The organism is Erysipelatoclostridium sp. MSK.7.34, from assembly GCF_019041935.1.
Classification (GTDB): Bacteria; Bacillota_I; Bacilli_A; order Erysipelotrichales; family Coprobacillaceae; genus Thomasclavelia; species Thomasclavelia ramosa.
In genome coordinates this window covers 1-13,119 of the sequence record NZ_JAHPYJ010000041.1, presented here as the reverse complement: position 1 = coordinate 13,119, position 13,119 = coordinate 1, and the positions used below count along the sequence as shown (strand labels likewise).

Genomic DNA, 13,119 nt, shown 5'->3' with positions numbered 1-13,119 from the left:
ATCTCTTCAAAGAATCGTGACAGCCCACTTTTCGAGAACAGTCTAATGCGATAAGGGTAGCTGGGATACAAACATATTTAATGTTTATTCCAGTTTCAATAACCATTAAAAGTAAAGTCTAAAAATGCTAATTATTGAATGAATCACATAATTGCATTTCAGATATATTTGAACCTTTAAAATTGTATGACAAATAGAGCATCTATACATGTGCTCAAAAAGAAGATATTTATAGAAAAGAACCTAAGATGCTTTGATATGCGAGCGACCAAATTTTTCAAGTTGATAAATAACTGATGCCAAGCGCAAAAGCAAAATAAGAAAGACTAACAATGATAAAAAAGAGACTTTTCTTATTTGTTCAGTATTCTTTGATAGAGATTATACTAGAGTCGCTCAGCGTAAGCTCGATATGAAACAAGCTCGTGAATTAACTCGTCATCATGCTTCTGTTACTGAAGATATCAATCAAAAGAAAAGGTAACTTCAAAAATGTATTGATATCGTTATTCCTGAGTCCAATACTTGGTTTAGAACCAAATATTCCAAAGCTTATACGGCTGTTTTAAAAGAATTTGGAAGTTCTTATAATTTAGCCGGTGCCATTCTCACTCATCTTCTAAAGCCTAAAAGCAGTGGAAACCATGGGGATACAGACACATCATCTCTTCGTGCCAATGCAAAGAAATCCATTGGTGAACAACGAAGTTATAACTCTTGAAATTTGCCTGTCTTAGAATATTGATTAATTTATTAAATTTAATAAAATATACACTATTACGTCTAATGGCTACTGTATATGCAATTGCTATTGCTAAGTGCGTTTTCCCCGTACCTGGATTACCTATAAAAACAACATTTGTTGCGTTTTCATAAAAATCCGATTCAATAATCGATCTTATTTTTTCTTCTTTTATGCCTGGCTGAAAATTAAAATCATAATCGTCAACTTTTCTTAAGAAAGAAAATGCTGCTACCTTTACATTATAAAGTCTGTTATTTTCCTCCTTGGCTATTACTTCCTTATTCAATATTTTATGCATTACCTGTAGTTGTTCTTCATCTATTTCATTATTCATTATTAATGAATTTAAATATGAATATGCTGATTTCAATTTTAAATAATTTAATTGTTCATTACATGAGCGGAACATCAGGTATGCTTCCTTCGCAGTTTAACTATCAACCAAAAAGTATAACTAAGAGAGTGCATCAGGCTGAAAAACCTGTCGAGTTGCTAGAGGAAATAATCGGTTATATATCGCTTCCATATGAAATTATTCTTGATCAGTTTGCTGGAAGCAGTAATTTAGCCGTGGCTGCATTGAATATGTCTAGAAATGCAATCGTTATTGAAGGAGTTGAAAATATATAAAATACCTCACAAGAAAAAAGAAATTTAGCAAAAGAAAATTTTAATCTAATGAAAAAAAATATAGAAGAACAGCTGAATAAAGAAGCTACTATAATTGATATCAATCGTATTACATATTCTAATGAAAGTATTGTCGGATATGAGAAATTAGAAAATGATTATGATTTAGGATTATAACAAGGAGAAAAAATATGGAAAATAAATTAATCAAAACTAAAATTGAAAATCTTATCGAAAAAACAAAACAACTAAAAATACACGATGTAATATCATACATTAAAATTGAATTTCCTGAAAATGAGTTTAGTTGCAAAACATTGATGAAAGAAACGATTTTTATTATGATCATCGAGATATTATTCATCTAACAAATCAAACGGAATTGATTATTAATTATCCTGGAGGTGACAGATTTGGGGATCTATATGCTGAACCATATACTGATATAAGTTTTCACAGTTTTAAGTTAAGTGGCAATAATGACTTAGACGATAACTTATACCTGTTTCTAAATGATAAATATAACGAGGGGAATAAAATACTCGACTATCTGAATGAATTTTCAAGTAATGCCAATTTTTCAATCGAAGAAATAATTATACGTTTAACCACTATGAATGTAAATATTCCATATCATATTTTAGGTCAGTTATCAAATGAAGAATTACAAAACATTAAAGTAAAAGAAGCGATAGTTAATTGTGTTGAAAATATTGCATTTCACAAACATTTTGATGCATGCGATCAATATCAGTATGGTCAATACGGAGGAGAAGATGTAGCTGAGTGGAGATTATCTCAATCACTTCAATTTAAAGAAATCTGGGAAAGCCTGCCAGATAAAGTGAGAGAATATTGCAATGATGAACTTGAAAGAGCGTGGTTGCAGATACCTAATACAAAAAATATACTGAATGGAGAAGTAGAATTTTTACAGGAAAGCTAACTATATATAAATCAAGTGATTTTTGATAATTAGCTGAAATATTTTTTAGTTCTTTGAAAAGTGAATTTTGTGTACACTGAAAACTACTGCTTTATGCAGAATTTTAAAAATATTAAGTTAAATATTTTTAAATCAGCTGTCTTTCATCAAATGGTATGTTTTCAGACAATAATTTATAGATTACTCTTATAAGTTTTCGTACTGAATGGCCCTGGGCGCATCTATGGGATTTACCTTGTGACCGTTTTAGTTTATAATACTTATTGAAAGTGAGATTGTATTTGCATACTGTAAGAATGCACTGATATAGATTTTTTCTTAGGTAGCGCGAACCACGTTTAGACAATGCTGTTTGAGGAGCGCTGTATTCACCGGACTGATAAGTACCGGGGTCTACACCTGCAAATCCCATGACTTTGACAGCAGAGCTGAAGTTATGGATATCACCAATCTCGCTTAAAATAGACATTCCCGTATAAATCCCAATGCCGGGAATCGAGAAGATAAGAGAATCTAGTTTAGCATCTAATTCTTCTATTTTTTTGTCTATAGTTTTAAGCTGACTGGTTAAGAGTTCAATATTTTCAATAAGCATCTTAATTTCAAGAGCAATAACTTCGTTATTTTCGCCAATAGATTTCTTTGCATTATCACGAAGAGATGATGCATCTATCTCTACATGATACCCCTTGTTTTTAGGGTTTAGAACGTTTTTGAGATGAGTAAGATTAGCTTTGGCTAAATTATAAGAACTTCCAAATTCTTTTAAAACAGCCATATAAGTTTTGGAATACTTGGTTTTAAACCATGAATTAAACTCGGGTATAACGATATCGATACACTTTTGAAGACGGTTTTTCTTTTGATTGATATCTTCAGTAATTGAAGAGTGATAACGGGTTAATTCTCGAACCTGTTTCATATCGAGTTTATGCTGAGTGACTTTAGTATAGTCTCTGTCAAAGAGTACTGAACAGATAAGAAAAGTATCTTTTTTATCATTCTTAGTCTTGCGGATTTTAGACTTGCGCTTGGCATCAGTGGTTAATGGATTAATTAAAGCAACCTCATAATCTTGTTTGATTAGAAAGCTGATAAGGTTGTCACCGTAATGACCGATGGCTTCTAAGCCTACAATATGTCTAGGTGATTTAAATTTTTTAACAGCTTTGATAAAAGAATCAAAACCATCAGAATTATTAGGAAAGAAGAAAGGTTCATGACAGTTAAATAAGTCAATTACAATAGGTTTTTAAAGTTTCCAATTTTCTGGGTTCACTTCAATAGCACGTGGTTTTTGTTTCACAATAAAAACTGTGAAGTCAATCCGTACGCTACTGACTTACACAGTTTATATTACACTCTCTATTTCTATGTAATTTAATTCATTATTTATGAATATTTTTTAGATTTTTTAAATATTTTTTGATCATTATTATAAAAGTCATTAAGCTTACAACTGCTAATGTTAAATAATTACTATTAGCAAGATCACCGGTAAGTGGTGCATTGGCAGATGAACTAGTAGTACTATTATTTCCATTTACACTACTATCGTTTCCTGGTTGAACATTGATATCTTGATCGTCATCATTTTCAACAACTTCTACTACTCTAGTTACAATAGCAACATTGTTAAAGCAATCAGTTACTTGATATGTCAATTCGTATCTACCAGCTTTATCAACATCGACACTACCTAATACAACAATCTGACTAGTCAAATCATTGCCTTGACTGTCAAAAGCTTTAACATCTTTCAATGGATCAAAATCTGTTCCTACAGCAATCTTATTAAATTCATCATCAGGTAATACTATTGTTGGTTTAATATTTTGTTTATCAATATTAACATAATTAACATTTGATCTTGTTAAACCACCATTAGTATCACTAATTTCAACATACCAACCAAATAATCCATGAGGAGCATTTTCTAATGTATAGCTGATTTCTTGATTACTTCTTACATCATTAACTGTACCAAAAGTATCATCAGTATAAATATTAACATCTAAATTTGTTGTTTCAATTTGTTTTTGAACTGGTGTAATTCCTAAATCGCTATAATTAATTACAAATTCTTCTTCACCATTAATATCAGCTACATCACCAATATTACTTTCATCTTTAGCATTATAATCATCTAATGAAGGTGAATATGTTCTAATAATTATTTGTCCATTTGTATTATCAAAATGCATCAAACGCATATAACCCATACCACCTTGAGCTAAACCTTGATAATCAAATAACATTTGATAAACATTACGATCATTAACACCATCATGATTATCATCAAACTGCGATACTACTGTTTGAGCATTATGATAATGACCAGATAAAACCATACAAACATTAGGATTAACAGCTACGACTTCATTATAAATTCTTTGTGGTTCTTCACCTAAACCACCACTAGCTAATAGGTATTCATGGAAATTCAAAATTGCTTTTCTTTCTGGATACTGAGCTAAAACATCATTCATCCATTGAATTTCTTGATTACCAATACCCCACCCCATATATACCATGATAAAGTCAATGCCATCAACAGTAATTAAATCATAATGTCCACGATTGTCTTGATAACTTTCACCATACCATGGGTTTTGATTATAACGATCTTCACCAAAGTATTTGGAGAAAGAAGTATAATCACCACTTAAATGACCAACGTCATGGTTACCAGCTAAAACACCATAAGGCATATTAGCATCATCAAGCATTTTATAAGCATTGTCAGCATTGATCCATTCTTGCACTTGATCTTCATCATCAATAATATCACCATCATGGAATAAATACTGAATATTCATCCGTTCACGATTAGCTAATAACCAATTATGAATATCTAATTGATATTGATAGTTTCCATCAACATCTTGATCTGGATTGCCATCAAAGTCTTCATTATAATATTGAGTATCACTTTCAACAGCAAATGTAAAATCATAGTTTTCTCTTGGTGTATCTGCTGGATTAGACATTGCACCAGTAAAATCTTCTCTATATTGATCAGGGGTATATCCTTCACCATTTTGAACCATAATTTTGATTGTTTGATCAAGTAAGTGATCTTTTAATATTACTTCACCGGTTAATTTCATGGTTTCACCATCAATTTCCATAACCGTATCTAATTTATCAAAAGTATTAGTTGCATAGTTATAAGCATACATAAAAGTCTTTTGATTATTAGATTTACCTTTCCAATCAATCTTAACAGTTGCATCATCACTTATATCACCAGTTACTTTAACATCAAACTGTTGATAAGGGAATCCATCACCAGAATCACCACTGAAATCCTGAGTATTATTACCGGCAATCTGACTAATACCACTAGATGAAGTAATATTAGCATCACCTAATAGATAACGTTCACCACGTTTGAAAGCAACCTGCATTAAATCATCAGTACTATCACTTACAGTAACTTTAAATGTTGGATCACCATTAACAGTTGTCCCACTTACTGGTGTTATTTCCCCATTAATTGCTGCATTTTCTTCTGGTGTTACAAAATTTATTACCTTACTAGTAACATTTCCAATCATATCTGAAGCTGTTAATACTAATTGATGATTACCTGGCTCCATTTCTAATGAACGGAAATCATAAGGCAATTCAATTCCTTCCCCATCAAGAGCAGCAATTAAAGTACTCGTATCACAAATAGCATCTTGGGCACTACCTTCAATAGTTCCATTATGATAAATTTGACCTTCAACCATATTAGTTTCAATAACTGGTGCGGTATTATCACTAACAAATGATACCGTCTTGCTACCACTTGTTACACTATGAGTACCATCTTCTAACGCAGTTGTATCAAGATCATAACGTAAAGCATTAAAGTTTTGATCATCTAATGTGAAAGTAGCATATAAAATTTCAACTTTGCTTGTACCATCACCCATACTAATTTCTTTTTCAGGGGTAATATCATTAACTTCAACTGGACTATCTGGTTTCCAGTTATCTTCAGTATGTTCAACTGCTCCTAGACCATAAACAGCACTATACTGACCAGCTCTTAAAGTTGTACCATCTGGTAATGTTAATCTAATATTCTTTATAGTAAAGTCATCGTTATTTTCAACATTGTGTTCTAAAGCATTAGCTTTATTACCAGCATGGAAAGCAATAGTAATTGTTTTTGAATCACTGTCAAAACAGCTAGCATTAATATCATAAGCATATGTCCGCCAGTCACTATAAGTACCTTCATTGAAAACGCCAATTACATCATTTCCAATTGCAACTGCATTTTTAAAGAAAACATCTGTTTGAGTAGTATCAAAAACAATTCGTGCGTTTCCGTTAATTGATTTGACTGCTTTATCAGTTACATCCTGATCATCAATTATCAAATTATTAGCGGTACCAATAATTTGTTCAGTTTGGTTAATAATCGCACCTTCGCTAATATTAATTTGATCGCCAGTAGAAACTGGTTTTTCATTATTAACTGTGCTAACTGGTGTTGTTATTTGTTGATAACCATCGCTAATAGCAAAATAATATGTATATGATGATTTATTATATAAATCTACTGCTGGTAATGTTTTTGAAAAATTATCACCAGAATTACGTAATAAATTATAAACTTCAAAATCTTCGCTATTATTATCTTTTAAATACAAGTAAACACTCTTAATTGTTGTATCGTTAGATTTAGCATCAAGCGAGAAAGTTAAATCGTTAGCTTCATTAAAAGTAGCTGGTGTTTGATCTTTGTATTCTATCAAAGAAACAGTTTCTGGTAAAACAGCCTCATACATAGGTTTTTCAGTTACTGTTCCTGGTGTTGGTTCAGCGCTATTATCGATTAGCGTACTAGTAAAAGTTGAACCATCATATCTATTTTGATATACAATTGATTTATCAGCTGCAGTATCATCAACACCATCCATATTATATAAAACATAATCTAAAACATCTTTAATATTAGAAGTTATTTTTAACCCACGAGCCGAACCATTTGCCATTCCAGCATTATAAATCGAAATTAAATGATCACTATCTAGATTAGTATTAAACTTATTGTTAAAATCACTAATTTGTAAATCATCATTAGTACCATTTTTAATCCAAAAAACTAATGTATCATGTGATTTGATAATTTTATCCTCATTAGTTTCATACCAGATAACATCACCATCTACACCTTGATCAGGATAATTATAATACAATTTATAATCTTTTAAATTAATATCCAAATTTGAATTATTATAAATTTCAATGAATTCATAACCATCACTGCCACCGACATTAGAACTATCAGGCATAATTTCACTAATAACCAAGGGGGCAACCTTACTTTGATCAATCATTCCTGGCTGTTCGATTACTACAGTTTTCTTAACAGAAGTCACCTTATTAAAACCATCAGTAATAGTAACATCATATGTTAAATTTGAATAAGCAGCTAAATCTTGAGCAGGTACATCTACCTTTAAAATCCCATCAGTATATAATAAATCATAGCTGGCTACTACATTTCCATCCTGATATAAATTTAACTTAGCATCAATAATTGTGTTTGTAAGATTAGTATTTTCTACACTGACAGTGAAATTGCTATTTGCACTTACAAAACTATCTGCCCCAACTTCTACTTCAGGGTTTTCTACAATCGCTGGTGTTATATAGCGCCCCGTAATTAATTGTTGACTATTTAATTTTCCTAATGTTACTTCATTATCATAAACTGGCACTCCGGAATTTGAAGTGTAATTATAATAAATAGCTTCATCTGTGTCGATTTTACCATTACTAGAATCACTAGCAGTATAATTAACCGATGTTAATTCTTGATTAGTATTAGTGATAATTTTAAATCCACGAGTACCACTATTGCTCATTCCATCACTATGAATAGTTGTAAAATTATCACCAGCGACAAAATTAGTACCATAATTATTATTAAAATCTGCAACTGTTAAGCCAGTTTGTTCTACTGTCTCATTAACAACCCAAACTGTTAATACTTCTTTAGCATCTAAGACAATATCATCATCTAATTTCCAAACTGTTTCTTTATTACCATTAACATAAACAAGCTGGTAATTATTTATAGCTACACTTTGGTCACTAACATTAAAAATCTGTAAATATTCATACGCATCACTACCAGAAACATTAGTACTATTTGGTGATAATTCACTAATCAACAATGGTGAAGCAAATTCAACCGCCCCTTCATTAACAGTAACTGTTTGAGTTGCACTAGTAATTTCATTAATACCATCATTAAAAGTAGCAGTAATATTTAAAAGATCCTCATTACTAATTTCGCTAGCAGGGACACTATAAACATAATTACCGTCACTATCATATGTCATATCATATTCTTTATCATTTACCTTTAAAGTTGCTTTTAAAATAACTCCTGGTAAATTAGTCGTAGCTTTTACAACCAAAGCTTCGCCGGCATTGATTTCTTGAACAGTATTAATGGTAACAATTCCATCACTTACTGTTACAAATTGATACTTACTTTCTAATTTTTGTTGTTCAATCAAACTACCTGGTGTAGGATCCAAGTCATAACTAAAAGTACTTTCTTGAATTCTACCAGAATTGTAAATAAAGTTAATTCCTTTTTTTGTTTGTACTTTAACATCTTCATCATTATAAATAACTGAACTTAAAATTTGTTTAGTATTTTTTACTGTAACTCGCAGTTCTCTTTGACCACTATTAGAAAAACCACTAACAATATTTTCAGTTTTAACAATTTGTCCTTCATCAGCTGACAAATTATAATATTCTCTAAACAAAGCTAAATCTAAATCTTTACTTTCTTCATTTTGAATCCAAACAATCAAAGCTTCATTAGCTGGTAAAATTGTATTAGCAGGTAAATTCCACTCACTAATAGTACTACCATTATCATATAATACTTGATAATCATCTAAATTAATACTTTGATTACTAGTATTATACAATTCAAAATACTCAAATGCATCTCTACCACTAGTTGTTGTCATATCACTCTGGTGGCTATCAGCAACTATTTCACTAATAATAATTGGTGATGTAACACTATTTTCATTTAAGATAGCTGTGTCACTATTATCATTATTAACTGCTTGTAATGAAATAGCACTATTACTACCTACAACAAGAGTTGTCACCAAGGTTGCCATTGTGGCTTTAATTACTTTATTTGATTTTTCCTTCGTCATTTTTTCGTCCTCCTAGTATTACAAAGGTAATATAACAAAATCATCAACAAAGTATGTTAATACTAAGTAATTTTTTCCTTAATTTTCTTTTATATAACCTTTACTAAATATTTACTTTGATAAAATTATTTTAAAATAGCAAATTAGACTTTAAAATAAACCATGTTAACATTTAACAAAGACTAAGTCCACTGGATATAAGGAAATTCAATTCGTTTGGAAACCTACAAATCTGCCACTTACAAACTATTATTTGACAAAACGTCAAACCAGACAGATATTTTATTTAATTAACATAAATTTTATCCTTTTTAATACAGCAAATTTACATATTTTTAAGCCTGCAACATATTTATAGCCATTTTTATACAAAATGATTACTAATTTACAGAAATAATTAAAATAAATAATATGCTAGAATATCTAATGTATTTTTAATATGAACTAAATCACCAGTAGTTTAACTAAAAATATAAACATACATTAAGAAAAGATAAAGAGGAAAGAAAAATGAAAAAAATTTTAAAAGGTTCATTAGTTTTAGCTCTTACTTATCTTGTGTTCCAATGAATACAAATAAGTTAGATGCATTAGCAGCTTCTGATATTGAAGTAACTAATTCAAATAACATTGTAACAATTGGAAACGAGTATATTGAAAGGGAATTTTCAACAGTAGATAATAAATTAAAAACTACTAGTATTGAAAATAAACGTGCTAAAACAACGTTTGAACCAGCGACAGGCAGCGAAGAATTTATTATTAAAACAACTAAAGAGCAAAAAGATGCTCCAGTTGTACCGGCACTTAATCGTAATGGTTGGACAGCGACAGCTGATAGTTTTCATAACCCATCAGGACCAAGTGATGGACCAGCACAAAATTTATTAGACGGTGATGTTAATTCAATTTGGCATACTAATTATGGTGGGGGAACTGGTGACCAAGAATATCCTCATAACGTTGTAATTAATTTAAAAGGTGAAGAAACATTTCAAGCATTTTCTTATACACCTAGACAACAAGGTGAAGAGACAAATGGAAATATTCAAGGATATGAATTATGGGTTTATAATGGACCTGTTGGTGATGATTTAGCAGTTGATTCATCTGAATGGAAACAAGTTGCTAAAGGAAATTTTGTTTATGAAGGAGTAAATCCTATTTATGTAAATTTAAAAGAAGCTACAACAGCAACACAAATTAAGTTTGTTGCGACTTCATCTAATAATGGAGCAAAATTTGCAGGTGGAGCAGAATTTAATTTTGAGGGATTATCCAAGAATTAAAAAAGGTGGAAAACATCCACCTGATATTGAATCGATAATTTCTAAAGAAATAGGACCAGTTAGATCCAGTCGTATTAATTCTCGCAAAATTTAACCTAAGTCAATAGCTATTTTACATATCGATTCGATTAGCATAATAATTTAAAAAATCAACTTTTCCGGAAGTATTGATAAATCCAGAATCATATTTAAAGCACTTTTCGAACAGAAAAAAATTTTCTTTTTAATCCTTATTTAGATTTTACAAGAAAAAGAAAACTTTCTTTTAATGAATTAATTAAGTTCATTATCTGTATGAAGTCAGGTGCCATTGAAGATAAGCTTTATAAGTATTTTAAGAAATTTTATATTTAATTTTAGATTATCCGCATAAACACTACACTTTTAAACATTTTGAGGTATAGGAAATACTCATTTTACCACAGATTTACCACGATTGAATGAGCCTTGATATGATGATAAAACGACAAAGGGAGATAGCACAAATAACTGTGCATCTCCCTATATTTTCTTTGTTTATTCCGTTGATTACTTCATTTGATTTCAAACTTTAACGCTTTTTTATATCTCGTTTTTAAGTCCTATCATAGATTTCACTCCTAACAATTTATTTTTCCAGTAATATTAAACATCCCAAAGGTAAATACATAAACAGTAATGATAACCGTTGCCATAAGCCTTCAAAGGCTAAAACTGTATTTTTGTAATTAGGCTTATCTCCCATAACAAAACATGAAAAACACAATATTGCTAATATGAAACACCCTATGTTGAAATAAAAGAATTTAATGTTATTTATTTTATATGCATAAATTCCTAGAAAAAGTGGTGCAAATGCTAAGCACATAAAACCAATAACAGAACCATACCCATGTATTTTTTCTGAAAGAGTAGCAAGACTTTTTACTTCCCCAACAGGGAATAAACCAGAAAGAATACACCCTCCGATTGCATAAATCAACAATATTACAAAAAGTGTTACTGCAATCAGTTTGGAACTCTCTGAAATAATCGCATATACGTTGAAATCAATCACTATTAAGGTAATTCCAAAGACTACCAGCCACGCATTGTATATAATATGTAGCGGAGCCTTACTATTCCCGAGAACGCTCATAACTTGTATTAAATGATTATACCCTTTATATGCTGGAGCTAAGATAAAAGGAATAAGTAAATCTAAGATGAAAACTATTGGCAATATAGTCATAATGCTATTTTTCATCTTCTATACCGTTACTTAATTTACCAAGTCCTTTTAATATTTTCACAGCTAATTCTTTCATAACGTCCGCTTTTACAATCGCTATCCCTTGTTCTTCATCGCCCAACACTAATAAGGTATCCCCTGATTTAATATCAAAAATCTGTCTTGCTTCTTTTGGAATAACAATTTGTCCTTTTTCCCCTACTTTAACTGTTCCAAATATATGTTGTCCTTTTTTCATTGACATTTTCACATCTCCAATCTAACATTTCTATTTTGTTATACTTTTCATACTTGCAATAAAAATATAACAAAAATAATAAGACCTGTCAAGTTTAAAGAAGCGTGTACCTATAAAAGAGATACACGCCTTACTTTGCCAATTATCCGACAATCTTCCAGTTACTATCCTTATGTAATACAAGTTCATACTGCAATACCTGCGTCGCCTTTGTCTGATTTATCATAAATTAGCTTTTATCCCTTTCTTCCTCTTGGCTACCCACCACAGTCAAGAAAAAGCCCTGTCAAGAGCCTTGCCACCATTGGTGGTGCTTTGCACTCTTTACTGGGCTTTTTGTTTGCTGTATCTTCCATGCAAGAGGAAAATCAAAGACCTCTGTTCCATTTCGCCTTTAGATAATCTTCATAGTCCGCTTCATTAAAGTCTAATTGTGGCGAAGTGTCTGGTATGTTGTTTCTGTTGTCAATATCTGCAAGTTGACGGAATATCCAGTCAGCATAAGGGTCGTGGTATTTGTATTCTTTCAGTTGTTCTCTGTATCGGTCTAACCCTCGCATTTCCTTATGCACTTTCATCATGCGTTCTATTTTCTGATGCTGTATCAACTGCTTGATTTCCATAAGTTCTTCCAACTCTGTAACCTCATTGGTAATATAGTTATGGATATACTGTATAAGTTTATATACCTTGTAAAATCTGTATTCGTTTTCATTATCGAAAAATTCATTTTCAGACAGATAATCTAAAGAAACATTGAAGTCCTGTTCCCGTTTGATAATATCCATGATATATGGCTCGGTGTGGTCGATATACTTCCATTCTCCCGACAATAATTCATTGGGCGTTACACCCAGCACGTCCA

The 13,119-nt window shown here is 30.9% G+C and carries 10 protein-coding genes and 1 pseudogene; 5 read left to right on the top strand and 6 right to left on the bottom strand.

Annotation, left to right across the window (positions count from 1 at the left end; genetic code table 11):
* Nucleotides 1-626: 626 nt before the first annotated feature.
* Nucleotides 627-1,079 (bottom strand): ATP-binding protein, encoded by a 453-nt coding sequence (locus KTF99_RS16160; protein ID WP_158550419.1) that lies wholly within the window; start codon nt 1,077-1,079, stop codon nt 627-629.
* 5 nt (nt 1,080-1,084) lie between these two features.
* On the opposite strand from KTF99_RS16160, the gene KTF99_RS16155 reads away from it, so the two are divergent.
* From KTF99_RS16155 to KTF99_RS16145, 4 genes are read left to right on the top strand one after another with little or no spacing between them, the layout of a single operon-like run.
* A complete protein-coding gene (locus KTF99_RS16155) occupies nt 1,085-1,375 on the top strand; it encodes a DNA methyltransferase (protein WP_226825677.1) in 291 nt (96 codons plus the stop codon).
* A gap of 48 nt (nt 1,376-1,423) precedes the next feature.
* Nucleotides 1,424-1,552: a hypothetical protein gene (locus tag KTF99_RS17475; protein WP_256443956.1), complete on the top strand. Its 129-nt coding sequence runs from the start codon at nt 1,424-1,426 to the stop codon at nt 1,550-1,552.
* A 14-nt stretch (nt 1,553-1,566) separates the two neighbouring features.
* On the top strand, nt 1,567-1,743 hold the full coding sequence (locus KTF99_RS16150) for a hypothetical protein (protein WP_008792839.1): 177 nt from the start codon (nt 1,567-1,569) through the stop codon (nt 1,741-1,743).
* Nucleotides 1,744-1,757: 14 nt separating this feature from the next.
* The gene (locus KTF99_RS16145) at nt 1,758-2,321 is read left to right on the top strand and encodes a hypothetical protein (RefSeq protein ID WP_029482337.1); all 564 of its coding nucleotides are present in this window, start codon (nt 1,758-1,760) and stop codon (nt 2,319-2,321) included.
* Between the two features lie 127 nt (nt 2,322-2,448).
* On the opposite strand, the gene KTF99_RS16140 is transcribed toward KTF99_RS16145, so the two are convergent.
* Together KTF99_RS16140 and KTF99_RS16135 are read right to left on the bottom strand one after the other, a co-directional pair.
* Nucleotides 2,449-3,561, bottom strand: a complete 1,113-nt coding sequence (locus KTF99_RS16140; protein ID WP_081723977.1) for an IS110 family transposase — start codon at nt 3,559-3,561, stop codon at nt 2,449-2,451.
* A 148-nt stretch (nt 3,562-3,709) separates the two neighbouring features.
* Nucleotides 3,710-9,517, bottom strand: a complete 5,808-nt coding sequence (locus KTF99_RS16135; RefSeq protein ID WP_217215645.1) for a lamin tail domain-containing protein — start codon at nt 9,515-9,517, stop codon at nt 3,710-3,712.
* Between the two features lie 566 nt (nt 9,518-10,083).
* On the opposite strand from KTF99_RS16135, the gene KTF99_RS16130 reads away from it, so the two are divergent.
* Complete coding sequence (locus tag KTF99_RS16130; RefSeq protein ID WP_008792843.1) at nt 10,084-10,806, top strand: discoidin domain-containing protein; 723 nt, start codon at nt 10,084-10,086, stop codon at nt 10,804-10,806.
* 607 nt (nt 10,807-11,413) lie between these two features.
* On the opposite strand, the gene KTF99_RS16125 is transcribed toward KTF99_RS16130, so the two are convergent.
* The 3 genes and pseudogenes from KTF99_RS16125 to KTF99_RS16115 form a co-directional block, all read right to left on the bottom strand.
* Entirely contained in the window at nt 11,414-12,031 is a 618-nt protein-coding gene (locus KTF99_RS16125) for a DUF998 domain-containing protein (RefSeq protein ID WP_035110463.1), read from the bottom strand.
* Nucleotides 12,021-12,260, bottom strand: a complete 240-nt coding sequence (locus tag KTF99_RS16120) for an AbrB/MazE/SpoVT family DNA-binding domain-containing protein (protein WP_008791134.1) — start codon at nt 12,258-12,260, stop codon at nt 12,021-12,023. Before KTF99_RS16120 ends, KTF99_RS16125 begins: the two co-directional genes overlap by 11 nt.
* A 362-nt stretch (nt 12,261-12,622) precedes the next feature.
* Nucleotides 12,623-13,119 (bottom strand): annotated as a pseudogene (locus tag KTF99_RS16115) (hypothetical protein); the annotation flags it as partial.

What these genes read in the sequence shown, in the direction of transcription:
- KTF99_RS16160 (WP_158550419.1), bottom strand. Translation starts at nt 1,079, where the DNA reads ATGAATAATGAAATAGATGAAGAACAACTACAGGTAATGCATAAAATA.
- KTF99_RS16155 (WP_226825677.1), top strand. Translation starts at nt 1,085, where the DNA reads ATGAATTTAAATATGAATATGCTGATTTCAATTTTAAATAATTTAATT.
- KTF99_RS17475 (WP_256443956.1), top strand. Translation starts at nt 1,424, where the DNA reads ATGAAAAAAAATATAGAAGAACAGCTGAATAAAGAAGCTACTATAATT.
- KTF99_RS16150 (WP_008792839.1), top strand. Translation starts at nt 1,567, where the DNA reads ATGGAAAATAAATTAATCAAAACTAAAATTGAAAATCTTATCGAAAAA.
- KTF99_RS16135 (WP_217215645.1), bottom strand. Translation starts at nt 9,517, where the DNA reads ATGACGAAGGAAAAATCAAATAAAGTAATTAAAGCCACAATGGCAACC.
- KTF99_RS16130 (WP_008792843.1), top strand. Translation starts at nt 10,084, where the DNA reads ATGAATACAAATAAGTTAGATGCATTAGCAGCTTCTGATATTGAAGTA.
- KTF99_RS16125 (WP_035110463.1), bottom strand. Translation starts at nt 12,031, where the DNA reads ATGAAAAATAGCATTATGACTATATTGCCAATAGTTTTCATCTTAGAT.
- KTF99_RS16120 (WP_008791134.1), bottom strand. Translation starts at nt 12,260, where the DNA reads ATGTCAATGAAAAAAGGACAACATATATTTGGAACAGTTAAAGTAGGG.